At 64.9% G+C, this 24,455-nt stretch carries 21 protein-coding genes and 1 pseudogene; 9 read left to right on the forward strand and 13 right to left on the reverse strand.

Translation table 11 applies throughout. The annotated features are described in order from the left end of the window. Positions 1-72 precede the first annotated feature (72 nt). The 5 genes from BM341_RS03315 to BM341_RS03335 all read right to left on the reverse strand — a co-directional run bounded on the left by BM341_RS03315 (position 73) and on the right by BM341_RS03335 (position 6,679). Complete coding sequence (locus BM341_RS03315; RefSeq protein WP_089792908.1) at positions 73-921, reverse strand: 3-hydroxyacyl-CoA dehydrogenase NAD-binding domain-containing protein; 849 nt, start codon at positions 919-921, stop codon at positions 73-75. Between the two features lie 29 nt (positions 922-950). Continuing rightward, complete coding sequence (locus BM341_RS03320; protein WP_089792909.1) at positions 951-2,582, reverse strand: acyl-CoA synthetase; 1,632 nt, start codon at positions 2,580-2,582, stop codon at positions 951-953. A 61-nt stretch (positions 2,583-2,643) separates the two neighbouring features. Beyond that, positions 2,644-4,446 carry an acyl-CoA dehydrogenase gene (locus BM341_RS03325; protein ID WP_089792910.1) on the reverse strand — a complete coding sequence of 601 codons (1,803 nt, stop codon included), beginning with the start codon at positions 4,444-4,446 and terminating at the stop codon, positions 2,644-2,646. 64 nt (positions 4,447-4,510) lie between these two features. After that, positions 4,511-5,899 carry an MFS transporter gene (locus BM341_RS03330; RefSeq protein WP_089792912.1) on the reverse strand — a complete coding sequence of 463 codons (1,389 nt, stop codon included), beginning with the start codon at positions 5,897-5,899 and terminating at the stop codon, positions 4,511-4,513. A 117-nt stretch (positions 5,900-6,016) separates the two neighbouring features. Then, positions 6,017-6,679 carry a class I SAM-dependent methyltransferase gene (locus BM341_RS03335; RefSeq protein WP_089792913.1) on the reverse strand — a complete coding sequence of 221 codons (663 nt, stop codon included), beginning with the start codon at positions 6,677-6,679 and terminating at the stop codon, positions 6,017-6,019. A 39-nt stretch (positions 6,680-6,718) separates the two neighbouring features. Here BM341_RS03335 and BM341_RS03340 point away from each other — a divergent pair, with 39 nt between their 5' ends. The 3 genes from BM341_RS03340 to BM341_RS03350 all read left to right on the forward strand — a co-directional run bounded on the left by BM341_RS03340 (position 6,719) and on the right by BM341_RS03350 (position 8,576). Then, the gene (locus BM341_RS03340) at positions 6,719-7,120 is read left to right on the forward strand and encodes a VOC family protein (RefSeq protein WP_089792915.1); all 402 of its coding nucleotides are present in this window, start codon (positions 6,719-6,721) and stop codon (positions 7,118-7,120) included. A 124-nt stretch (positions 7,121-7,244) separates the two neighbouring features. After that, positions 7,245-7,643 carry a DUF4870 family protein gene (locus BM341_RS03345; protein WP_089792917.1) on the forward strand — a complete coding sequence of 133 codons (399 nt, stop codon included), beginning with the start codon at positions 7,245-7,247 and terminating at the stop codon, positions 7,641-7,643. A gap of 3 nt (positions 7,644-7,646) precedes the next feature. Further along, the gene (locus tag BM341_RS03350; protein ID WP_089792919.1) at positions 7,647-8,576 is read left to right on the forward strand and encodes a lysophospholipid acyltransferase family protein; all 930 of its coding nucleotides are present in this window, start codon (positions 7,647-7,649) and stop codon (positions 8,574-8,576) included. 44 nt (positions 8,577-8,620) lie between these two features. Here BM341_RS03350 and BM341_RS03355 read toward each other — a convergent pair whose 3' ends face one another. Together BM341_RS03355 and BM341_RS03360 are read right to left on the reverse strand one after the other, a co-directional pair. Next, a complete protein-coding gene (locus tag BM341_RS03355) occupies positions 8,621-10,027 on the reverse strand; it encodes a mannose-1-phosphate guanylyltransferase/mannose-6-phosphate isomerase (RefSeq protein WP_089792921.1) in 1,407 nt (468 codons plus the stop codon). A 1-nt stretch (position 10,028) separates the two neighbouring features. Next, the gene (locus BM341_RS03360; protein WP_089792923.1) at positions 10,029-11,636 is read right to left on the reverse strand and encodes an LTA synthase family protein; all 1,608 of its coding nucleotides are present in this window, start codon (positions 11,634-11,636) and stop codon (positions 10,029-10,031) included. 127 nt (positions 11,637-11,763) lie between these two features. Between BM341_RS03360 and BM341_RS03365 the strand changes: the two genes are divergently transcribed. The 4 genes from BM341_RS03365 to BM341_RS03380 are packed head-to-tail and all read left to right on the forward strand — an operon-like array spanning position 11,764 to position 16,961. After that, entirely contained in the window at positions 11,764-13,314 is a 1,551-nt protein-coding gene (locus BM341_RS03365; RefSeq protein ID WP_089792925.1) for an OpgD/OpgG family glucan biosynthesis protein, read from the forward strand. Beyond that, the gene (gene mdoH, locus BM341_RS03370) at positions 13,301-15,265 is read left to right on the forward strand and encodes a glucans biosynthesis glucosyltransferase MdoH (RefSeq protein ID WP_245784143.1); all 1,965 of its coding nucleotides are present in this window, start codon (positions 13,301-13,303) and stop codon (positions 15,263-15,265) included. Before BM341_RS03365 ends, mdoH begins: the two co-directional genes overlap by 14 nt. A 53-nt stretch (positions 15,266-15,318) precedes the next feature. After that, positions 15,319-16,128 (forward strand): FkbM family methyltransferase, encoded by an 810-nt coding sequence (locus BM341_RS03375; RefSeq protein WP_089792929.1) that lies wholly within the window; start codon positions 15,319-15,321, stop codon positions 16,126-16,128. Next, a complete protein-coding gene (locus BM341_RS03380) occupies positions 16,125-16,961 on the forward strand; it encodes a creatininase family protein (protein ID WP_089792931.1) in 837 nt (278 codons plus the stop codon). Before BM341_RS03375 ends, BM341_RS03380 begins: the two co-directional genes overlap by 4 nt. 41 nt (positions 16,962-17,002) lie before the next feature. On the opposite strand, the gene BM341_RS03385 is transcribed toward BM341_RS03380, so the two are convergent. Further along, the gene (locus BM341_RS03385; RefSeq protein WP_089793414.1) at positions 17,003-18,139 is read right to left on the reverse strand and encodes a GTP cyclohydrolase II; all 1,137 of its coding nucleotides are present in this window, start codon (positions 18,137-18,139) and stop codon (positions 17,003-17,005) included. Positions 18,140-18,413: 274 nt separating this feature from the next. Between BM341_RS03385 and BM341_RS03390 the strand changes: the two genes are divergently transcribed. Further along, on the forward strand, positions 18,414-19,055 hold the full coding sequence (locus tag BM341_RS03390) for a RibD family protein (protein WP_245784168.1): 642 nt from the start codon (positions 18,414-18,416) through the stop codon (positions 19,053-19,055). Positions 19,056-19,133: 78 nt separating this feature from the next. Here BM341_RS03390 and BM341_RS19455 read toward each other — a convergent pair. From BM341_RS19455 to BM341_RS03415, 5 genes and pseudogenes are all read right to left on the reverse strand, one after another. Then, positions 19,134-19,997 (reverse strand): annotated as a pseudogene (locus BM341_RS19455) (lysylphosphatidylglycerol synthase transmembrane domain-containing protein); the annotation flags it as partial. Beyond that, positions 19,994-20,923: a methyltransferase domain-containing protein gene (locus BM341_RS03400; protein ID WP_089792933.1), complete on the reverse strand. Its 930-nt coding sequence runs from the start codon at positions 20,921-20,923 to the stop codon at positions 19,994-19,996. The gene BM341_RS03400 and the pseudogene BM341_RS19455, both read right to left, overlap by 4 nt. Further along, complete coding sequence (locus BM341_RS03405; protein ID WP_089792935.1) at positions 20,920-22,044, reverse strand: glycosyltransferase family 4 protein; 1,125 nt, start codon at positions 22,042-22,044, stop codon at positions 20,920-20,922. The genes BM341_RS03400 and BM341_RS03405 overlap by 4 nt, the downstream gene beginning before the upstream one ends. Beyond that, entirely contained in the window at positions 22,044-22,442 is a 399-nt protein-coding gene (locus BM341_RS03410) for a 6-pyruvoyl trahydropterin synthase family protein (protein WP_089792937.1), read from the reverse strand. The genes BM341_RS03405 and BM341_RS03410 overlap by 1 nt, the downstream gene beginning before the upstream one ends. A gap of 17 nt (positions 22,443-22,459) precedes the next feature. Continuing rightward, complete coding sequence (locus BM341_RS03415) at positions 22,460-23,452, reverse strand: zinc-dependent alcohol dehydrogenase (RefSeq protein WP_089792939.1); 993 nt, start codon at positions 23,450-23,452, stop codon at positions 22,460-22,462. 241 nt (positions 23,453-23,693) lie between these two features. Here BM341_RS03415 and BM341_RS03420 point away from each other — a divergent pair, with 241 nt between their 5' ends. Further along, on the forward strand, positions 23,694-24,425 hold the full coding sequence (locus tag BM341_RS03420; RefSeq protein ID WP_089792940.1) for a CDP-alcohol phosphatidyltransferase family protein: 732 nt from the start codon (positions 23,694-23,696) through the stop codon (positions 24,423-24,425). Positions 24,426-24,455 lie beyond the last annotated feature (30 nt).

Consider the following 24,455-nt stretch of genomic DNA (forward strand, 5'->3'; position numbering starts at 1 on the left):
CCTCTTTTGTCGCGAACGGCTGGGTATGACGAAGCGGGCCGAGCCGTACGTTGCACAATGCGCTAGGCATAACTAGGCATAGTGATGAAAGCCGCGACCGCTTTTTCTTCCCAGGTACCCGGCGGCCACCATGCGCTTGAGCAGCGGGCACGGGCGGTATTTCGGGTCGCCGAAGCCCTCCTGCAGCACCTCCATGATCGCCAGGCACACGTCCAGACCGATCAGGTCTCCCAGCGCCAGCGGCCCCATGGGATGGGCGGCACCAAGCTTCATGGCCTCATCGACCGCCTCCGGCGTGGCCGCCCCTTCCTGAACCAGAAAAGCGGCCTCGTTGATCATGGGTACCAGCAGACGATTGACGGCGAATCCAGGAGAGTCTCCCACCGGCACGGCGGTCTTGCCGAGATCCTTCGCCAGCGCCTCGATACGCGCCACGGTGGCGTCACTGGTCTGCTCGGCACGAATCACTTCGACCAGCTTGAGTACCGGCACCGGATTGAAGAAGTGCATGCCCACCACTCGCTCGGGATGGTCGCACACCGCGGCGAGCCGCGTCAGCGACAGCGACGAGGTATTGGAAGCCAGTACCGTTTCCGAGCCCAGCGCCGAAAGATCCCGAAACAGTTTCTCCTTGAGCTCGGGCTTTTCGGGTGCAGCTTCGATGATCACCTCGCAGCCTTTCAGATCATCTAGCGCCGCGCTGGTGGCAAGCCGTGCCAGTGCCGACTCCTTGTCGGCATCGGAGAGTTTTTCCTTGGCCACCAGCTTGCCCAGCCCTTTTTCGATAGCGCCTTGGGCACGCATCAGCTGCGCCTCGGCCACATCGAAAAGCTTCACATTGAAGCCGCTGGTGACCAAGACCTGGGCGATGCCCTGACCCATGGTGCCGGCGCCGACCACGCCGATCGGTTGTTGGCTCATTGCATCTCTCCTGAAAATGAAACGTTATCCTAATGCTTCCTGGCTTCTTCGCGCAGCACGAACTTCTGGATCTTGCCGGTGGAAGTCTTGGGCAGTTCGCTGAAGATCACTGTCTTGGGTACCTTGAAACTGGCCAGGTGCTTGCGACAGTACTCGATGATGTCAGCCTCGGTGACTTCCCCATAGCCAACCTTGAGCTTGACGAAGGCACAGGGCGTCTCACCCCACTTCTCGTCGGGCTTGGCGACCACCGCGGTCTCTTCCACCGCCGGATGGGCGTAGATGGCATTTTCCACCTCGATGGTAGAGATGTTCTCGCCGCCGGAGATGATGATGTCCTTGGAGCGGTCCTTGATCTCGATGTAGCCGTCGGCATGCCAGACGGCGAGATCGCCGGTATGGTACCAGCCGCCCGCGAGGGCCTGCTCGGTGGCGGCCTCGTTCTTGAGATAGCCTTTCATCACGTTATTGCCGCGCATCAGTATCTCGCCGATGGTCTCGCCATCCTTGGGCACCGGCTCCAGGGTATCGGGGTCAGCGATGCACAACGCCTCAAGCATATGGTAGCGCACCCCCTGGCGCGCCTTGATCTTCGCCCGCTCCTCGATCGACAGCGCGTCCCATGCCTCGCGCCAGGCACACACCGTCACCGGCCCGTAGACCTCGGTCAAGCCATAGACGTGGGTCACCTCGATGCCCAACTGCTCAACCCCGGCGATCACCGAGGCGGGGGGTGCGGCGCCTGCAGTGGTGACCTTCACCGGATGATCGAATTCGCGCTTCTCCTCGGCGGGCAGGTTGACCAAGCCGTTGAGCACGATGGGCGCACCGCTGAAATGGGTCACCTTCTCATCGACAATCAGGGACATGATCTTGCGGGGGTCGACCTTGCGCAGGCAGACGCTGGTGCCGGCGTTGGCGGCAATGGTCCAGGGGAAACACCAGCCGTTACAGTGGAACATCGGCAAGGTCCACAGGTAGACCGGGTGGTGCGGCATGGCCCACTCAAGAATGTTGCTGACTGAATTGAGGTAGGCACCGCGATGGTGATAGACCACGCCCTTGGGCTTGCCGGTGGTGCCGGAGGTGTAATTGAGGGAGATTGCCTGCCACTCGTCCTCGGGCAGCCGGTAGGGGTAGTCCGGGTCGCCCTCGGCCAGCAGATCCTCGTATTCCAGTTCGCCGATGCGGCGAGCATCGCCCTCGAAGAGGGCATCATGCACGTCGATCAATACCGGCTTATGATCGAGTCTCGCTACCGCCTCTTCGATAACCTCGGCGAACTCGGGGTCGACCAGCACCGCCTTGGCCTCTCCATGCTCGAGCATGTAGGCAATCGCCTCGGCATCCAGACGGATGTTCAGGGTATTGAGCACGCAACCGGCCAGTGGCACACCGAAGTGAGCCTCGAACATGGCCGGCACGTTGGGCAGCATGACGGCCACGGTCTGACCCGGTTTCACGCCGTGTTTTCCCAGCGCCGAGGCAAGCCGACGGCAACGCTGCCAGGTCTCGGCCCAGTCGCGGCGAGTCTCGCCGTACACTACCGCCGGGTGGTCCGGGTAGATCGCGGCACTGCGCTCGATAAAGGTCAGCGGCGACAGCGCCACGAAGTTGGCCGGCGTCTGGGGCAGGCCCTGCGCGAAGATGCTCTGGGTCATGGTGGGCTCCACGGATATCCTGGAAGAGTCGCTGCCGACACGGGCCGGCAGCAGAAGATCATTACGCGCTGGGCTGGAAAGCGGCGAGACTCGCCGTACCCGACTCGATCACTGCCCGCTGGGCGCGGCCCACTGGCAGCCACTGGCGAATAGCATAGTCGGCGCTCTGCCGCTTGGCCGCATAGAAGGGGTCACTGCTGCCGGCCTGCTGGGCGGCGGTGGCCGCCAGCGCCGCGCGTCCCATCTGCCAGGCGCAGAGCACGTGACCGGCGAGGCTCAGAAAGGGCGTGGCGTAGGCCTGGACGGCATCAACCCCACGTTCCGGGTCGCTGCCCTGCTCCAGCAGGATGGCCAGGGCAGCGGTGAGATCGGCTGCACCGGCGGCGAGCCCTTCGCCGAGGGGCGCCAGCTCAGTGGTCGCCAAGAGCGCTCTTGCGGTTCCCTCCACCTCGTCGATCAGCGTGGCCAGGGCTGCCCCACCGTCTCTTTGCAGCTTGCGGCCAGCCAGGTCCAAGGCCTGGATACCGTTGGTGCCTTCGTAGATAGGGGCGATGCGGGCATCGCGCAGCAGCTGGGCGGCGCCAGTTTCCTCGATGTAGCCCATGCCGCCATGCACCTGAATGCCCAACGAAGCAATCTCCACGGCCTGGTCGGTAGAAAAGGCCTTGACCACCGGGATCAGCACATCGACCTTCGCCTGTGCCGTCTTGCGGTCGTCCTCGCTGGTCCCATGTCGGGCCACATCCAGTTGGGCAGCGCAATAAAGTGCCAGGGCACGCATAGCGTCGGTACGAGCGCGCATGGAAAGCAGCATGCGTCGCACGTCCAGGTGGTCGCTGATGGTGCAGTCGCTGCGGCCGGAGCGTGGGCTGCGGCCCTGTACCCGGTCCAAGGCGTAGGCGAAGGCATGCTGGCAGGCCCGCTCGGCCACGCCGATACCCTGGATTCCAACCTTGTGACGCGCCTCGTTCATCATGGTGAACATGTGATTGAGGCCACGACCCTCCTCGCCCACCAGGTAACCGATGGCGCCCTCACCTTCGCCGAAGCTCAAGGTACAGGTAGGCGAGCCGTGGATGCCGAGCTTATGCTCGAGGGAAGCGCAGATGACGTCGTTGCGCTCGCCCAGCGAGCCATCGGCGTTGACCAGGGGCTCATTCACTAAATACTTCGGCACCAGAAACAGCGAGATCCCCTTGTTGCCCTCGGGAGCATCGGGTGTTCGCGCCAATACCAGGTGGATAATGTTCTCGGCGGCGTCGTGCTCGCCCCAGGTGATGTAGATCTTCTGGCCGAAGAGCCGGTAAGTGCCGTCCTCGCCGGGCACGGCGCGGGTACGCACCTTGGAAAGGTCGGAGCCAGCCTGAGGCTCGGTGAGGTTCATGGTGCCCGTCCAGGTGCCCTCCACCAGCTTGGGCAGGTAGAGGGTCTTTTGCTCGTCACTCCCGTGGTGGGCCAGGGCCTCGATGGCACTGGCCGTCAACATCGGACACAGGCCCAGCGCCATGTTGGCACCATGCAGCATCTCCTGCACCGCGCTGGCCACCACCTCGGGCAGTCCCTGGCCGCCCAGCGCCTCGGAGACGCCGATGCCGTTCCAGCCGCCTTGGGCGTAGGCGCGGTAGGCCTCGACAAAGCCATCAGGGACCCGAACCTGCCCATCCTTCAGCTGGCAGCCCTGGCGGTCGCCGCTGGCGTTGAGCGGCGCCCACACCTCGCCAGCCAGCCTGGCGGCCTCCTCAAGCACGGCCTCAACCAGGTCGGGGCTGGTCTCCTCGAAACCAGGAAGGGCAAACGAGCCGTACTCGAGCATCTCCTCCAGCACGAAGCGGACGTCGCGGACGGGGGCGGCATAAGGGGACATGGAACACCTCAGGAGCAATGATAATAATCACTGTAAATTCATTGGTTTTTATTAACCATTAGTCCTAAGTAGACGCTCGAGAGCCTTCCTCATTCTCCTCTGGCACATCATGAAAGTAGCTGACATGTGACTCGTCTGCCGTGGGTGGCCCCACCAGCGGTTCGGCGACGGCCACTTCGGGCACGGCTGCGGAAAGATCCTCCATGTGCTCGTGTTCGCTTGCCCCTTGGATCAATGCTTCGGTGACAACCAACTCGGCACCCACCGACGACATCGGCGTGGACGGCGAGAAAGGCGCCACCGGGATCGGCGCCGGGCGCACGCTGCGGCGCCAGCTGAAGAAGACAAGGAGCGCAAACCCCAGCACACCAAATGCCCAGAGCAATCCGGTATCGCCGATGGCCGCCATCACCGGCGAGATCAGCGGTGGGCTCACCGTGGAACCGACGGCGTTGATCAGCAGCAGGCCTTGGCTCATCCGCACCAGCGCGCCCGCCGGGGCGCGGTCCGCTGCATGGCCGACAGCCACCGGGTAAAGCGAAAACACCCCGCCACCGAGCATGAACAGCAGCCCCGCGAGCCACCAGGGATTAAGCGGCAATGCCAGCAGGGCAACGGCAATCACCACACAGAAAGCACTGATGGCGATCAGTACCAGTTGCCGATCATGGCGATCAGACCAGCGGCCCACTGGATACTGCAACAGCATGGCACCGAGCACCACCACCGCCATCATCTGGCCGATCTGGCTGACGCTCAGGCCGATGCGCTGCAGATACAGGGGCAGCAGGGAATAGATAGCGGCGACCAGAAGCCCTGAACCGAAGCTACCCATGACCCCGGTCGGCGTGAGGATGATCAGACGCAGCGGTGAGAGCGGCTCGGCTTTCTCGATCAGCGGCGACACCCGGGGGATCATCGCCATCGGCAACACCGAGAGCGAGGCCAGCATGCCGATTACCATGAATGAGGCAGCGCCGCCCATGGCCTCGGTAACGCCCAGCAACAGCTGACCGAGCACGCCAGCGGCATACAGCGAAATCATGTAGAGCGCCAGTAACCGGCCTCGGGCCTTGGCCTCACCGGCAGTGAGTAGCCAGCTTTCGATGACCAGATAGACCCCCACCGTGGCCCAGCCGCCGATCAGGCGCAGCAGGAACCAGGCCCAGGGCTCCGACACCAGCCCCTGCAGTAGCACGGTGACTGCTACCAGCGATGCGAAGCTGCCATAGGCACGAATATGGCCGATGCGCAGTAGCAGCCGGTCGTTGAGCATCGCACCAAGCGCCAGGCCGATGAAATAGGCCGACGAGACCCAGCCGATGACTACCGGCGATTCGCCGGCGGCGTCCAGCCGCAGAGTGATGACGGTGGCCAGGAAGCCATTGCCGATGCCGAGAATGAAAAGCCCCAGCAAGGGAGCCAGGGCCATGGCGAGCAGTTGCCGCGACATGAGACGCCTCGAAACAGGAAGGTAAAAACCAAGGGTGGCAGAACAGGCACGATCCCGCCTGACTCGTCGGCCCGGCGCTGGAATTGCGCCAGAATCATACGCTTGGCAAGCGTCGCGTCAATCTGTTTGTGTACCGCGGAACGCGGACTTGTGCAACAGCGCCACGTCGGCGGCGGGCAGCGTCAGCGACAACTGCAGATGTTGCGCCAGCCAGACGAAGCTAGCCTCGCTGAAGAAGCTCACATGTGTCGGGTCGCGGATATAGTGCCAGCGAGCGAAAGCGTCCTTCGATGTCACCCGCTTGGTCATCAGTGCCAGCCAGCCGTCGGGATGGAGCATGCCGGCCAATCGCTCGAGTTCCCGGCCGGGTTCAAAGAGATGCTCTACCACTTCGCTTGCGGTAATGAAGTCGTAGCGACGCGTCAGCGCAAATGTTGCTGGCGCATAAAAGGGGTCATAGATCGCCATCGGATGGCCTACCTCTTCAAACATCACCGAGAGAGTCGGCCCGGGACCCGCGCCGAAGTCCAGACCGCGCGCGCCGGGGGCGAGACGCTGATGGAGCGGGTCGAACAGGCGGGAAAGAAAGCGGCGATACCCTGCATCGCCGGGCGTATTGTCATGTCGGTCGTAGATCGCCTTCTCGGCCTCGCGGGACAACCGTTGGGCAGGGGGCACGAACACCAGGTCACAACGCAGACACTGGCGATAATCACGTCGGGCATCCTGATGATAGAAAGCGGTATGACGAGATGTGCATAGCGGGCAGACCCTCATCATCGTATCCTTTCAACAGACTCATCGTTACAGGAGGTGTGAATGCTGTCAGGTCTGGACCATCTGGTCATTACCGTGACCGACATTTCCCGCGCCGTGGATTTCTACTCCCGGGTACTGGGGCTGGATGTACGTTACCGCGACCGTGAACGCGTCGACCTGATGCTCGGCGACATGGCGCTGCGCCTGCACTGGACCGATTCCGACGTATCGCCCACGGCGGCAACGCCAACGCCCGGCAGCCTGGACATCTGTCTGCGCAGTCAGCTTCCGCTAAGCGAGATACAGCGGCACCTGGAGGCGCTGGAGGTCGAGCTGGAACTCGGCCCGGTGACTCGCCAGGGCGCCATCGGTGAGATCGAGTCACTCTATCTGCGTGACCCCGATGGCAACCTGCTCGAGATCAGCCGGCCACTGAAACACGACGCCACCTCTGACCCATAATGCCCCGAACGGCATGGGCTCAAGCCTTCATCGCCCATGCCTCATGGCTGGCATTGTAATTACCGACAGGTATCATTGGCGCCATACAGTGACGTTGCCATTCATTTCCCTAACAGGATACGCCGTGAACGATTCCTCCAAGCACGACGCACTCAAGCATGGCGATGACGCCTCGGTCGTTCGCCAGGACGCCGCGCCCGACACTACCATGGCGATCGTGGTGTATGCCCTGCATCTGGCCGGCATCGTGACCGGCGGCGTGACGTCGCTGGTCGGCGTGGTGATCGCCTATGTCTATCGTGGCAAGGGGCCCGCCTGGCTCGATGAGCATTACCGCTACCAGATTCGCACCTTCTGGATGGCCTTGGTCTATTTCGCCGTCTCGGGGCTGCTCACGCTGATATTGATCGGCTTTCTCACCTGGCTGTTGGCCATCATCTGGCTGGTGATCCGCTGCGTCAAAGGCCTCAGGGCGCTCCACGAAAAGCGCGCCCCCAATAACGTGGACACTTGGCTGGTCTGATATATGCCACGTTCGGAGCCCAGTTTCAGCTCGCTCCAGGCCCGCGCCATTATCCTGATGTGGCGTATCCTCGCCGGTCGCAGCATGGCGACCCTCTGGCGCATGGCACGCCTTGGCGGTCCGCTGGTGCACCGGTTCAGCCGGCGGGAGCGCGAGGTTACCGACATCAATCTCGCCCAGGTGCACCCTCACCATAGTCGCGCCAAACGCCGCCATCTCGCGCGACAGAGCCTGACCCACTCGACCGCCACCATGCTGGAGCTGGGCTTTGCCTGGATGGCCGACCTCGACCGGGTCCATGCCGCTATTCTCGAGGTCCACGGCCGCGAATTACTCGACGAAGCCCGGGCCGATGGTCGCGGGGTGATCGTGCTGGCGCCCCACTTCGGCAACTGGGAACTGCTCAACATCTGGTTGACGGGGCACTTCCCCATGACCGTCATGTACGAACCCCCCAAGCTCGTTGAGCTGGACCCGGTGATCCAGTATGGGCGCGAGCGTACGGGGGCCAGCCTGGTACCGACCAATCCACGCGGGGTGGCGGCACTGCTGAAGGCACTTCGGCAACGTGAGGTGGTCGGTATCCTGCCCGACCAGGAACCCAGTTGGGGCAGCGGCGTCTTCGCCCCCTTCTTTGGCCGTCCAGCCTATACCGGCACGCTATTGCCCAAGCTGGTGGCTCGCACCCAAGCCCGTGTCGTTACCGGCGTGGCACGGCGCCTGCCCGGTCGTGGCTTTGCCATCCATTTCTTGGCGGCTGACGAGCGTGTCTATGCCAGCGATGAGGCCACGTCTGCCACCGGGGTCAATGCCTGTGTGGAAGCTGCCATCGCCCTGGACCCGACCCAGTATCAGTGGGAATACAAGCGTTACCGCAAGGTCATCCAGGAACAGGAAGGTCATCCGCAGCATCGCTCGTTTCGACTCTACTGACAGCGTCCAGCCTCGCCGAGGTGGGGTCGGCCTGTCGCTCGGCATCACTCTCGCCCATAGCGGTCGTCCAGGCGCACGATATCGTCTTCGCCCAGATAGCTGCCGGACTGCACTTCGATCAGGGCGAGCGGGATCAGCCCGGGGTTTTCCAGGCAATGCACCCGCCCGACAGGAATGAAGGTGGATTCATTCTCGCCGACCAGAAACTGCCTATCGTCGAGCGTGACACGCGCCGTGCCGCTGACCACTACCCAATGCTCCGCGCGGTGATGGTGAAGTTGACGCGACAGACGGGCCCCGGGTTCGACGATGATCCGCTTGACCTGATGACGCGGCCCGGCATCGACACTCTGATAATGGCCCCAGGGCCGGAACACGGTCGCATGCTCGACGACCTCGGGACGCCCAACCGACTCGAGATGCTCGACCAACTGCCGGACGTCCTGGGCCCGGCGACGGTCGGCGACCAGCACCGCATCCGCCGTCTCGACGACCACAAGATTCTCGACGCCAAGCGTGGCGACCAGGCGCGACTCGGCGTGAACCAGCATTCCCTCGCTTGCCTCGCAGCACACGTCGCCGTGCAGCGCGTTGCCGCGTTCGTCATGGGGCAGCACTTCCCAGAGCGCCTGCCAGGAGCCAATATCGCTCCAGCCGGCCGCCAGCGTCACCATCGCCGCATCGTCGGTGCGCTCCATCACCGCCACGTCAATGGAGCCACTCGGGCTCGCCCGGAAGGCGTCGGCCTGCGGGCGCAGGAAATCCAGATCGCTCGCCGCGCCTTCCATGGCCCGGCGGCAGGCCTCGAGCATGGCCGGCTCGAAGGTGCCCAGTGCCGCCAGATAATCCTCAGGCGGCAGGACGAACATACCGCTGTTCCAGTAATGTTCACCGCTGGCCTGAAACGCCTCGGCGGTCATGGCGTCGGGCTTTTCCACGAAGCGCGCCACGGCGTAGCCGTTATCGCCGAGGCGCTCACCGGCCTGCAGGTAGCCGTAACCGGTCTCGGCGCGCGTCGGCACGACCCCGAAGGTGACCAGCCGCCCCTGCCCCGCGAGCCGCAAGGCATGCAGGAGTGCCTGGCGAAATGCCGTCTCGTCGGCCAGATGATGATCCGAGGGCAACACCAGCAAGGGGCCGTCGCGGCCCTGCGTTTCGGCGACCCATGCCGCCAGGGCGATTGCCGGCGCGGTGCCACGCCCTTCGGGCTCGAGTAGCAGAATCGCGTCCTCGACCCCAGCCTGGCGCAGCTGCTCGGCCGCCAGGAAGCGGTGGTCCTCCTGGCAGATCACGATCGGCGACCCGGCGCCCAGCCCGTCGAGCCGGGCAAGCGTGCTGGCCAGCAGGCTCCGGTCATCGAGCAGCGATAGAAACTGCTTGGGCCGCTTGCGCCGCGACAACGGCCAGAGTCGCGACCCGCTGCCGCCAGCCAGAATCACGGGAGTGAACATTTCAACGTCTCCTTTCGCTGTCGACGGGATGCGCGAAGTCCTCATGCAACCAACGGCGCAATTGATCCATGCCCGGGGGAGACGCCTCTTTCACCGGCACGGTACCGGGGACGAAACCCCGCGCCAGAAAGGGGGCAACCAACGCGGCATCACCGCTGATCACATGAACCGGCACCCCGGCGCTGGCGTCTTCCCCGGTGATCAGTGGTGCCGACTGGTGGTCGCCCAGCAAAATCAGCAGGGTCTGCTCATCGACATAGCGCTCCGCCCAGCTGGCGCTGGTATGTAAAGCGTAGTCCAGCGCCAGCGCATACTGGTCTCGCACCCTTTCGACATCCTGCCAGAGCACCTCGGGCGCCTCGCCGGCGTTTTCCCAGCGCTGGAACACACTCCCATCGCCGACATCCTCCCAGGCGAGAACGGGAATCACCGGCGTCCAGGGCGCGTGGCTGCTCACCAGCGCCGCCTGGGCGAAGATCGGTGACTCGGCCGGTTCGAGGATGCGTTGCTGAAGAAAGTGCAGGGTGTACTGATCGGGCATGGTGACCCAGTTGAGCGCCGGCCCGGCATAGTCGAAGTCATCTGCCGCATGGATGTCTTCGAAGCCGTAGGCTTCGCCTTCCGGCCAGGCCAGCGTGATCGCGGGCATGACGGCATGGGTGCGATGCCCACTGGCGCGGAAGTCATCCACCAGGGTCGCACGCTCGCTGGCAAGCATCAGCCGATACCACAGCGAGTTATCGATCCACTGCCCGCTGAGCGCGGTGGCGTGAGCCAGCCACGACTGGCCGCCCCGAACCGGCGAGTCGAGCGTCCCCGAGGCCACCGACAGACCCGCCTGCTCGAAACGCTCGGCCATGGCGTCCAGTCGCGGCCGCACGACCCCCGCATAGCGCTCGTCGAACAGTGCCGACACCCCATAGGATTCGACGAAAACCAGCAACACGTTCTTGCCCACCAGGCCCGGCATTTCGCGCGCCGGTGCCGGCACACGCTCCATGCGCGCCGCGAACTCGCGGTGGGCACGACGCGTCTCGAGCCATTGATCCACCTGGAAATACCACGTATTGAGCAGCGGCGTGCGTGCCATCGTGAGCAGTCGCGAGTGAGTGAACTCGGCCACGGCGAGGCCACTGCCGACGATCAGCAGCACCGCGCCTAGGGCGACCGACACTCGGTTGCGCTCCATGCCCTGCAGGGTTCGCAGTGCCCAGGCCAGAAACCCGACCAGCAGGCCGATGACCACTACCCCTCCGAGGACCGCCAGCAGCGCCGGCAGTAATCCTAGATTGCCGGTCAGCAAGTCGAGCACCGAGCGCAGCAGCGGCGTATCCAGATAGAGATTCAACGAACGCCCAAAGGTCAGCTGCGTCGCGGCGTTCCCCAGGCCGAGCAGCAACCCCAACATAACGATGACGATTATCAGCCACCGCAGCCAGACGATACGGGCTACAGTCGGCAGCACGATCATGAGCCCCGCCAATACGAGTGCCTCCAGGGCGAGCCAATGGGCTGTGGGCTCACCGAAGCGTACCCACAGCGGCACCAGCAACACCAGGTTGAGGATCGCGAGGGCCATCAAGGCGCGGGCAAGATAACGAAAAGTCATGGAAGGATCTCGAGAAAATAGACGCCGAAAAGAATATTGTATAAGATTTGTATCAAAATATCCTGGCAACTTGACGAGCATTTTGCTGTCAACTCCATGGGAGAAAATGCTCAGGGAGGACAACCGCATGCATCCGGCACGAAAGCTGGCAGCTAGCCTGTCACTGATATGGCTAGCCTCTTCGGCGTGGGCTGAACCCGAGACGTCTCAGCCCAGCATATTCGATGAGGCCACCGAGCGGGCGCGTGCCTTGGCCGAAGCCCCTTACGAAGAACGCAATGGGGCATTACCCGAGGTCTTGCGAGATATCGATTATGATGTCTATCGCTCGATTCGCTTTCGCTCGGAACAGGCGCTTTGGGAAGACGAAGCACTTTTTTCGATCCAGCTTTTTCATGCCGGCTTTCTGTTCGGGCAGCCCGTCAAGATCAACCTCATCGAGGATGGCGAGATCCGCTCCCTCCCCTTCGATGCTGCCTTCTTTCGCTACGATGGCGATGCTGCCTCGCTCGCCAACCAAGACCTGAGTGGCAGCGGTTATTCGGGGTTTCGCCTGCATTATCCGCTGAACCGCGAGGATTACCGTGACGAGTTTCTGGTGTTCCAGGGAGCCAGCTACTTCCGGATGGTAGGCCGCGACCAGGGCTATGGACTCTCGGCGCGTGGCTTGGCCATCGATACCGCCTCATCCAGCGGGGAAGAGTTTCCCGCCTTCCGTGAATTCTGGCTGTTCCAGCCAGAACCCGACGCCACCAGCATCGAGATCGTGGCACTGCTCGACAGTCCTTCGCTTGCCGGCGCCTACCATTTCATCGTCCATACTGGCGCCGACATCAAGGTGGATATCGAGGCACGACTCTTTGCCCGTCATGATGTGAACAAGCTGGGACTCGCACCGCTGACCAGCATGTTTATGTTCGGCGATGTCAGCCCTTACCCGGAAGACGACTTCCGACCCCAGGTCCACGACTCCCAGGGGCTGTTAATGCACACCCATGCCGGCGAGTGGATTTGGCGGCCCTTGAGCAACCCGCAGGAGCTTCGTATCAGCCGGCTTCACGACGAGAATCCGCAAGGGTTCGGTCTCGTGCAGCGCGAACGCGACTTCGACGACTACCTGGACCTGGAATCGCGCTACGAGCGTCGTCCCAGCCACTGGATCACTCCACTCGACGACTGGGGGCCGGGCGACCTGGAACTGGTCGAAATCCCCAGTGACTCCGAAACCAACGACAATATCGTCAGTTATTGGGTTCCCAAGGAGCCGCTGCGCGCCGATGAAGAACGCACCTTCCGCTACCGGATCGCCACTTTCGACGCGAACCGGCCGGAAGAGCCCTTGGCGAGCGTCGTGCGCACCCGCCAAGGCTGGGGGGCCATTCCTGGCCAGAGCGACCCGCCGCCCCGCAGTCGGCGACAGTTCGTAATCGACTTTCGCGGCGAGGAATTGTCCACCCTGCACGACACACATCCCGTAGCGGCTACACTCGAGGTATCGAGCGGCCAGTCTCACGAGCTACAAGTGCATCGACTTCCCGACGGTGAAACCTGGCGGGCGACGTTCCGCCTTCAGCCCGATGGCGATAGCCCTACCGACATGCGCCTCAAGTTGACGCTTCGCGACCGTCCCCTGACCGAAACATGGAATTATGTCTGGAACCCCAATGAACTCCGCTAGCCTTCCGACGCGGGCCCCCTGGCTCGCCGCGAGACGCTGGATATTCGCGCTGCTGGTGCTCGCCAGTACGGCATTCGGTGGCTGGGCAATGTTCGAGATCCTGCGCGTCAACGGCATTACTCCCTTGCAGGCGGTGGTGCTGGGCCTGTTCGTGATCACCTTCGGCTGGATCACGATTGCCTTCTGGACGGCGATCATCGGGTTCGTGCTGCGACTGACACATCGTGATCCCTTGACCTTGTCGCGTGTCGCTCCCCCCGCCACGGCGCGGCACTTGGGGGAACACCGTACCGCGCTGGTGATGCCTATCTACAACGAGGACCCCATTCGAGTCGCCACCGGCCTGGAAAGCACCTGCCGTTCGCTGCTCGAGCAGCCCGGCGTGGAAGGCTTCGAGGCATTCGTACTCAGCGATACCCAGGACGCCACGATCGCCCGCCAGGAAGAAGCCGCCATCGCCGCTCTTCAGCAACGTCTCGCGCCGCACTTCACCGTTCACTATCGTCGACGCGAGAACAACCAGGGGCGCAAGGCCGGCAACCTGGCGGACTTCTGCCGCCACTGGGGCCGGCATTACGATTACATGATCGTGCTGGATGCCGACAGCATCATGGGGGGACAGACGCTGGTTTCGCTGGTCGCCTCCATGCAGGCGAATGCCAGGATCGGGCTGATACAGACCATCCCGATTCCCATCCGCTCGGACAGCGTGTTCGGTCGCTTCACGCAGTTCGCGGCGGCTCTGCACAGCCCGCTACTGGCGACCGGTCAGTGTTTCTGGCAGGGCGAGACCGTCAACTTCTGGGGGCATAACGCCATTATTCGTGTCCGGGCCTTCATGGAAAGCTGCGGGCTGCCCGAGCTTCCGGGCCGCCCCCCGCTGGGGGGCGAAATCCTCAGCCATGATTTCGTCGAGGCGGCACTGCTGCGTCGCACCGGCTGGGAAGTGCACCTGGATGTGCACGTCGGCGAAAGTTACGAAGAGGTGCCCAGCAACATTCTCGATTTTGCCAAGCGTGATCGGCGCTGGATCCAGGGCAACATGCAGCATCTTCGACTGCTCGGGGTTCCCGGCCTTCACCCCATGAGCCGTTTCCACTTCCTGTTCGGGGCCATGGCTTACCTGACCTCGCTGCTGTGGGGGTTGATGCTGGTGGTAAGCACGGTGGACGCCATCGGTCGCGCCCAGGGACGACACGATTTTTTCAGCGCCGGCTATCAACTCTTTCCCGACTGGCCAATCTCCACGCCCGGCCTGATCATCCCACTGATCGTCAGCACGGTGGTACTGCTGCTGCTGCCAAAGATGCTGGGGTTCCTGCTGTCCTTCATCCAGCAGCCCGAAGCCTATGGCGGAAGGTTCAAGCTTCTGTTGAGCACGCTGCTGGAGATCACCATTGCTATTCTGATCGCCCCGCTCATGATGGCCTTTCACAGCCTGTTCATCCTGAGCGTGCTGAGCGGCCATAAAGTCAGCTGGGATGCCCAGGTGCGCGAGGGACGCTCGGTCCCCTGGAAGGACGCCATTCGCCACACCTGGGTCGCGACCCTACTCGGGGCAGGTTGGGCTTACGTCACCTATGCCTTTGCGCCGGTGTTCTTCTGGTGGCTGTCGCCGGTATGGATCGGCCTGATGCTGTCGGCGCCGCTGGTCAAGCTCACCAGCAGCCTCACCCATGGCAAGCGGCTGCGGCGCCTCGGCCTGCTGTGCGTACCCACGGAAGTCATGCCATCGACGCTGGTGCAGAATGCCCAGTCGGCAGCCCCTGACGATCATGGTGCCCAACTCAGGTCGCCGCCCACGCCCCTGCCAGGCGACATGCCGTTGCAATCCTTTCATGCCAGGCCAAAGGCGTCGCCGCAGGTGGCTCGGCAAAGCGAGCCGAGCACGCCCACTTCAAGCAAGCCGGTGCGCAAGGTCGATGCCTCCAACGACCATCATCTCAACTGAGTTTTCCACTGAGCGGCCCACCCAAGCTCCATGAACCTCGATCCAGGAAGGCCATGACCCGTCTTTTCCCCTCGCTGCACCACCGACTCAGCCGTGGCCTGGGCGTGGCCCGTTCATTGGCTATCTACTGGCGCCCGGGGCGTCAACGCGGTCTGAAACGACTCTATGCCGAGTTCACCGGACCGGGCGACCTGGCCTTTGACGTGGGCGCCCACCTGGGAGACCGCACCGCGGCCTTTGCCGCCCTTGGTGCCCGCGTCGTAGCGCTGGAACCCCAACCGCACCTGTATCGCTGGCTGACCCGCCTGCTGGGCCGCCACCCGCAGGTCGCCCTGCTGCCCTGTGCCGCTGGCGCCCAGGTCGGCGAGGCGACCCTGGCGATGAGTCGCGCCACACCGACCGTCTCGACACTGGCAGTACGGTGGCGTGAGTCCATCGGCCAGCACAACCAGGGCTTTCGGACCGTGCGCTGGGAAGACGAGATTCGCGTACCGGTCACCTCACTGGATGCCCTGATCGCCGAGCATGGACTGCCGCGCTTCTGCAAGATCGATGTGGAAGGTTTCGAGGATGAAGTGCTGGCCGGGCTCAGCCAGCCGGTGGAAGCCGTCTCGGTGGAATTCGTGGCCGGCAGCCTCGAGGTAGCCAAGCGTTGCATCGTCCGCCTGTCGGCGCTGGGCGATTATCGCTTCAACGCCATTGCCGGCGAACAGCGTCGCTTCCTCTGGTCCGACTGGAAATCCGCCGAAAGCGCATCCCGCTGGCTATCCGAAGGAGCGAGCGATCTCGCCTCCGGCGATCTCTATGCACGCCTGGCCAGTACTTCTCCTCCTACCCCTTACTCCCAGGAGCCGACCCGATGAGCAGCGCTTCGACGCCTCCTAGGTTCCCGCGCTGGCAGGATCTCACCAGCCGGGAACTCTCGGCGCTGCCAAGCGAGAGCGTGGCGGTCATGGTACTCGGCGCCATCGAGCAACACGGCGCCCACCTGCCGCTCGCAACCGACCTGGTGATTGGCGAGGGACTGCTCGACGCGGCTCAAGGGCATCTGCCCGCAGACTTTCCGCTCGTCGTCCTGCCGGCCATGGCCATCGGCGCGAGCGACGAGCATCTGAGCTTTCCGGGCACCTTGAGCCTGTCGCCGGAGCTTGCCATCGCGACCCTGGAAGCCTATGGCGAGGCGGTGGCACGAGCCGGGTTCAAGCGCCTGCTGTGGATCAACAGTCACGGCGGCAACAAGGCGGTGATGGATCTGGCCGCACTGCGGCTTCGTCGTCGCCATGGCCTGCTGGTGGTCAAGCTGCACTACACGCGCCTGTCGTTGCCCGACACCCTGGCCCCCGACGCGCCTCCCGCCGAGGGGCTTCCGATCGAAGAGCTTCGCCATGGCTTGCATGGCGGCGCGGTGGAAACCGCCATGATGCGTTACCTCGCACCGACCCAGGTTCGGCTCGACCACCTGGCCGACGTGCCTTCGCGCGGTCGGACCATGGCCGCACAAGGCAAGCGGCTGGGGCCAGAGGGAGAAGCGAGCTTCGCCTGGCTGGCCGAGGACCTTAACCCGCTCGGGGTGGTGGGCAATGCGCAGCTGGGCACCCGCGAGTTGGGTGTGCAGTTGGTAGCACACTATGGCGAGCGGATCGCACGCCTGGTTGTCGAGACCGCCGAGACATCCCTCGACGACCCCGTTCGCTGACATTGTCTGTTGTTGAGAGGGTCTGTTGCCGGAGAGGACCGTCATCGGCCCCCATCGGCTGGGCTGTCGAGTACCCCATCCAGCAGGTGGCCAGCGCGCTCCGCCTTGGCATTGAGGTAACGCCGATTGTGGTCGTTGAGGCTGCCATAGAGCGCCTGACGTTCGACCACCTCGATTCCCCCTTCGGCGAGTGCCGCGATCTTGCCGGGATTGTTGGTCATCAGTTGAACGCGATGGATCCCGAGCGCACTCAGCATGTCGACTGCGACGCTATAGCGCCTTTCGTCATCGCCGAAGCCGAGCACCTGGTCGGCATCCACCGTGTCCAGCCCCGCGTCCTGCAGGGTGTAGGCGCGCAGCTTGTTGGCAAGCCCGATGCCGCGTCCCTCCTGAGCCAGATAGAGAAGCACCCCGCCGCCCAGGGCCTCGATCTCGGCCACCGCGTTGCGCAGCTGGTCGCCGCAATCGCAGCGCAGGCTGCCGAACAGATCGCCGGTCAGGCAGGCCGAATGCAGCCGTAGCGGCACCGCAGCCGCGGTCTTTCTCGGATCGCCGATGACCACCGCCACGTGCTCACGCATGCCGTCCGGCTCCCGAAACAGGATGAAGCGGCAGTCGAATGCCTCGACCAGGGGAATCTTCGCCTCGCTCACACGCTTGAGCATGCCGGTGGTGCCGTCCAGGCAACGCTCGGCCTGTTCGGCCGGCACCATGAGCAGCGAACCGGCGGCCACCTCGGCATCGATCGCGTCACGATGAGCATCCTCGACCTTGGCCACCAGTGCCGAGGGGATCAGCAGGGCCCGACGCATCAGCACCAGGGCGGCCCGGTCGGCCTGGCTTGCCGGTGTCAGCCGCGCCCGCCAGTCTGCCAGCGATTCGCGCCCCAGGCTCGCCTCGGGTGTGGCACCAAAAGCCAGAGCCATCATGCGCCGGCATTCCAGCCCCGCCGGCAGCGGCAGCCGTGCCGGCGCCTTGGTCTCGGTCACACCGAGAACGCTCAATCGATGCCGGCTCAACACCAGCGCCGGCTTGCCACCGGCCCGCTCGGCAAGCCGTGCCGCCACCGCTTCCGGGGCGCCCTCGACGGCCTGGACCAGCACGCGCGTCTCGCCGGCACCGATCACCACCGGTAGGCCGCGGCGCAGGTCGAAAATGGCTCGTTCCACCTGGTGCATCGTCTTCTCCCTGTCGTTGCGAGCGGTGCTCGACTTGTCCTTGTGAACCGAACTACGCATGATGTGGCCTCCTTCCCGGCCCGGAGCCCCTATGGCCGCCAATGATGTTCCCGCTGCCCTCGACGCGGCGTGGCAGACCCTGCTGCAGGCCGCGGCGAACCGCGCTGACGCAGCGCCGACGACCCGCACTATCGATCCTGGTTCGGCGGGCATCGGCGAAGCGGCCCGCGAGTTGCTCGACTGCCTTGCCCCGCTGGTCGACCGGCCGGGACGCATGGCCGTGGCCCAGCTCGGCCAGAGCCTCGACGGGCGCATCGCTACCGAAAGCGGCCATTCGCATTACATCAATGGGCTGGAAAGCCGCATCCATCTTCACCGGCTGCGCGCCTTGATGCAGGCGGTCGTGGTGGGCGCCGGCACCGCCTGCGAGGACGACCCGCAGCTCACCGTGCGCCACGTGACCGGCCCCCAGCCGGTGCGCGTCATCCTCGACCCGCGCGGACGGGTGCCGGGCAACCTCCAACTGCTTCAGGACGCTGCGGCGCCGACCCTGCATCTGCATGGCGAAGGCGTCGAGCCCGCCGGGCCAGTCGGTGGGCATGTCAGCCGTCAGGCCCTGCCCATGCGCGAGGGCGGCTTTTCCCCCGCCGCCGTGCTCGGCGCCCTCGCGCAGCGCGGCCTCGAGCGGGTGCTGATCGAAGGCGGCGGCATCACCGTGTCGCGCTTTCTCGAGGCCGGCGTGCTCGACCGCCTGCACCTGCTGGTCGCGCCGCTGCTGATCGGCTCCGGACGCCCCGGCCTGGTCATGACACCCATCACGACGCTCAACGAGGCGCTGCGCCCCGTAGCGCGCACGTTCCGTTGCGGCGACGACACCCTCTTCGATCTGGATCTCGCCCGTCCCCGCGGTCCCTGAGCTCTCGCCCCCGACAGGCCTGCTCCACTTCGCTTGCAGCAGGCACATCGCCCCCGGTAATGCAGCAATCAGCACCAGCAGGCCATAGGCCATCGAAACCGCTACGCCTTGGGCCGGTGGTAATCCGGCAAGCCCCCAGAAAAATGCCGCCGCCCCCTCGCGCACTCCCCAACCGGCCACCGAGACCGGAATCAGCATCGCCAGGAGTACCGGTGGCACCAGCGACAGCAGCGTGGTCGCCGGCAACGGTACGCCGATGGCACGCGCCGCACAGACGAACACCAGGGCGTAGCTGATCACCACCAGCAGCGAACCGAGCAGATGCTTCGGCCATACCGAGCTTGCCAGCAGGCTGCGATGCAGGTCCGCCCCCAGCCCTTCGAGAAAGGCCGGCGGTCGACGCACCAGGCGTCGCATGACCACGCCGAGGGCCAACGCCAGCGCTATCCCGCCGACGAACCAACTCGGGGAGAAGAGACGCGACAGCGCCTCGCCGAGCACGCCGTGCCAGAGCGGCGAGAGCCCCACCACCAGCAGCGTCAGCAACACCATCGCCAGCTGACCGGAGGCTCGCTCGATGATCACCGCACGCCAGGCGCTGCCCTGGCGACCGCTCGCCTTCGAATGGCGCCAGGCCCGGGCGGCGTCTCCGGCCACGCCGCCGGGCAGCAGCTGGTTGAGAAACAGCGCCAGGTAATACTCGCGAACCGCGCGGCGCCAGCCCAGCGACAGGTCGAGAAGCCGCGCCGTCAGCCGCCAGCGCCAGGCGCTCAGCAGCAACGGCGGCAGCGTCAACGCCAGCGCGAGCAGCGCCCAGCCCGTCGACAGCGACTGCACCTCGGCGAGAATGTCGGCGGGCTCCAGCCACCACCAGAGCGTAGCCAGCAACAACAGGCCCGTCACCGGACGCAGGCGGCGCCATCGCGAGCCGCCGTTGCTCATGGCCCCGCCCCGGTCAGCGGCGGCAACGCCAACAGATCGAGATGGCCGACGGTAATGCCCAGCTCGCCACGTTCCAGGCCGGCTAGACGACGCTCGCGCCAGTGCTGCAGCCGTTCTTCCTCGCCGGGCGCCTGATCGCGAGCGGCTGCAAACCAGCCGTCGACCAGCGCCCTGGCCAGCGGCAACATCTCCTCGTCACCGGCCGCCAGGTACCAGGGCGTAGCCGCGCATTCCACTCGATAGCCGGCCTCCCTCGCCAGCGTGGTGAGTATCGCGGGGGCTTCACCGCCCAGCGCCTGCCCCAGCCCCTTGTCACGTACCTGATGCGTCTGGAAGAGGGTGCGCACGGCGATGTCTTCGCCATCGTCGAGACGCTCGCCGGCGGCATTCAGGAAGCCCCAGTCGCCGTCCACGCTCAGGGTGAACAGCATCGCCTGGCGGCGTTCGCCGCAGGTGTTGACCAGAATCTCGGCCCAGGCGCGCGACACCAGGTCGAAGAGCGCCGAGGCCGTCACCAGGTCCACCTCGTCCAGCAGGGCGTGATCCACCGGCGCCAGGTCGCGGCAACAGGTAGCCACCGACAACCGCTCACCGCCGACGTCACGCAGCCGGGCCGCCTGATGACGCGCCAGCGCCAGCAAGCCGGAGTCGTGATCGACGAGCCGCCATTGCTGGGGACCGGGCAAGCGAGGGGCCAGGAAGCGCAGATTGCTGCCGGTGCCGCACCCCAGGTCGAGAATCCGCTGCGGACCGGCACGAGCGGCCAGCCAGTCGGCGGCCAACCCGGTCAGGGTGTGGCTTCGCGCACGAGCATCGAGTGCTTCCCGGCGTTCCAGCCAGTCGGGACTGAACACCGCCTGGGGCGTCAGGCCCAGCGCCTGGGTAGCGTCGAGCGCGAAGGGAGAATCGGGTTCTTGGCTGCTCATCGATGGGCCTCCTTGTACTCGACGTCGCGCGCGGCCTTCGCCCGCGACGCGTCGATATCATCAAGCGCGGCAATGAAACGCTCGCCGGCCTGTCGCCAGTCGGCCAACGCCTCGCGAGCCTGGCGGGCGCCTCGACGTAGCCGGCGTCGCAGCGCGGCATCATCAAGCCAGGCGGCCAGCGCCTCGCGCAGCGCCTGGGTGTCGCCGGGCGGCACCGCGATACCCGCGTGGGGCGGCAAGGTGTCTCCCAGCGCGCCTCCTGTAGTAGTGAGCACCGGTAGCCCGCGCGCCAGCGCTTCGGTGACTACCATGCCGTAGCCTTCGTAGTGAGACGGCAGAACGAAGAGCTCCGCACGGTGGTAGGCCTGCGCCAGACCCTTGGCGTCGCACTCGCCAAGCCAGGCCAGGCGTTCGTCCAGGCCCAGCCGCTGCGTCTGGGCAAGCAGCTTCGCGGCATGGGCGGGGTCACGGTCGAGACTGCCGACCATTGCGCCGGTCCAGTCGCGATCGACGAGCCCGGCCAATGCCTCGACCAGCAGGTCGAGACCCTTGCGTGGCGTCAGGGTGGCCACGCACAGCAGCCGCCGGGGGCCAGGCACTTCGAGATCCATGGCGCTGGCAGCGAGTGGTGCCGGGTCGACGCCGGGCTCGACGACGCGAATGCGCTCGCTGGGCACCCGATAGCGCGCCAGCCCACGCGCGGTATAGGGGCTGGTAACGATCACCCGACGGGCCAGGGCCAGCGCGTGCGACTCGCTTTCGAAGAGCTGCGCCTTGGCTGACGGCGCAAGGCCCGTCTCATCGGCGAGCGGGTGATGTACCAGTGCCACGATCACCAGCCGGTCGGCGTGAGGGGCAATGACGTCCGGCATGCCACCCATCGCCAGCCCGTCGATCACCACCCGGGCGCCGTCGGGCAAGGCCGCAAGGACCCGGCTCATGGCGTTGCGGGACACGCTATCGGGCTCGGGAAAGCGACCTTCCAGGCCCTGCACCGCCACCTGCCACCCCCGATTACGCAGCGCCGCGACGATTCGGGCGTCATACACGTAGCCACCGGTCAGCTGGTCGGGATCGCCGGCCACCAGCAGGGTCAGGTCGCATCGCTGTCGTCGGGGCATCACAGCGCTCCTTCGTAACTGGCCCAGGCGATATGGGACTCGTGCAGCGTCACGCACAGGGCTTCCAGCCCATTGGCCCCCTCGCCCAGCCGACCCAGCTGGATGGCGGTCGCCAGGCGCTCGAAGATGACCCGAGCCATGCATTCCGTCGTGGTGTTGCGGCCCTGGAACTCCTCCAGCTCGTCGAGATTCTGGAAATTGAACTCACCCAGCACGGACTTCACGGTGTCGCTCGCCAAGCCGATATCCACGACCAGGCCATCCTCGTCGAGCTCACGACGCTGGAAGGTGACATCGACGACATAGGTGGCACCATGGGTGCGCTGGGCGGGGCCAAAGATCTCGCCAACGAAGCTGTGGGCGATCATGAAGTGATCGCGAACGGTCAGGCGGTACATGGGGAAACGTCCTCGGGTCATGGGGTGGTCGGATACCGCAGGCGATGGCAGAGCACTTCGCCGGCGCCCTCGGCCAGCTGCGGCATCAGGTCGGGCAAGTCGGCGAAACGGCTCTCGCCGCTGATCAACACATCGAGCCGCGGGTCACGCAGGAGTTCCAGGGCGAGCGCCAAGCGACGACGGTAATCCCATCGGGGGGTACGCTCGGCGGGCAGGCGTCCCACCTGGCTCGCGCGAAGGGTCAGGCGGCGCGAATGGAAGGCCTCGCCCAGCGGCAGGCTCACCTCCCTCGTCCCGAACCAGCTCATTTCGATCACCCGCGCTTCAATGCCCGCCAGGGCCAGGGCCAGTCGCAACCCCTCGGGGTTACCGCTGGCATGAATCACGATGTCCCGCTCGTCGCGCAGGTCGTCGGCATCGGGGGTCGCGAAATCGAGGCCCAGCGAGGCCGCGAGCCCGGCGCGCTCAGCCGCCACGTCGACCAGTTGCACGCAGGTGCCGGGGATCGCCGCACACAGCCAGGCCACCAGGGAGCCCACCACGCCGGCGCCGATCACCGTGATGCGATCGCCAATCCCCGGCGCGGCGTCCCAGACCCCGTTGATGGCGGTTTCCATATTGGCGCCTAACACCGCCCGCGCCGCAGGAAGCCCCTCGGGAAGTAGGGTGACCGCCTCGGCCGGCACCACGTAGCGATCCTGATGGGGGTAGAGGCAAAACACCTCGTGGCCCCGCAAGTCGGGGGCGCCCGCCTCCACGACCCCCACGCTGACATAGCCGTACTTGACCGGCGTCGGAAACTCGCCGTCCTGGAACGGCGCGCGCATGCGTTGCCATTCGCTCTGCGGCACGCGCCCCTGGAACACCAGGGCTTCCGTACCACGACTGATACCGCTGTAGAGCGTCTTGACACGCACCTCCTCCGAGGTCGGTTCGGCCAGCCGCTCCGGCTGCAAGGCGCCCCGACCGGGCGCGAGCGTCCAGAAGGCGGTAGCGGTGTGATTCGACATGTCGACATCCCTGCTGACTGTGCGACGCCATGGCCTCGAATTGCCATGACATTCACCACTGAAAGACAATCACTGAAAGACGATGACTGCAAAATAGCTACCCATCAGGATGGCATACTTCTACAATAATGGTACAAGAATTAATATCTGCACAATACAAGACGCTTCTCGATAGCGCTAGGCTACTCATGAAATCATGAAACCACCTGGCTCTGACCACCCACCACAGGACGCTGGATCGATGGCCTCACGTTTGGCGGGACGCTACAACCCGGTGCTGCTGGAACTGATGACCGGCTTCATTGCGCTGACGATCGCCAGCCTGACGTTGTGGTTTTGGCTCGAAGCGAGCCCAGTGGTTCCCTTGGCAGCGATTGTGGCCTTCATGGTGCTGGCCGGACTGGTTCTCTACTACATACCGGATCGCTCGCGCTGGCTGGGCTGGGCCAACCGCATCACGCTTGCGCGCGGCATCCTGATCGCCATGCTCGCCGGCGCCCTCGCCGACCCGCGTCTCCTGGACTCCCACTCCCTTCCTCTCGTGAGCCTGGCGACCCTCGCGCTGCTGCTCGACGGGGTGGACGGCTGGATTGCGCGGCGCACCCGGACCGACAGCCTGTTCGGAGCGTATTTCGACATGGAACTGGACGCCTTTTTTATTCTGGTGCTGTGCCTGGCATTGATGGTGCTCGGCAAGGTAGGTCCCTGGGTCGTGTTGATCGGCGCCATGCGTTATGTCTTCGTCATGGTCGGCCTGCGCCTCACATGGTTACAACAGCCACTGCCGCCAAGCCAACGACGCAAGGCGGTATGTGTCTGGCAGGTCACGGCACTGATGCTCGCCCTGTTGCCGATGATCGACGCCACCACCGCGGCCTGGCTGGCGGCAACGGCGCTGGCTGGGCTCGCCGGGTCCTTCGGTCGGGATGTCGGCTGGCTATACCGCCATGCCAGGGCTTGCCCCTTCGACTAGGCTTAGCGTATTGGCAGCAGGAGGAGAGTA

This window comes from Halomonas korlensis (assembly GCF_900116705.1).
In the GTDB taxonomy this organism is placed as follows: domain Bacteria; phylum Pseudomonadota; class Gammaproteobacteria; order Pseudomonadales; family Halomonadaceae; genus Halomonas; species Halomonas korlensis.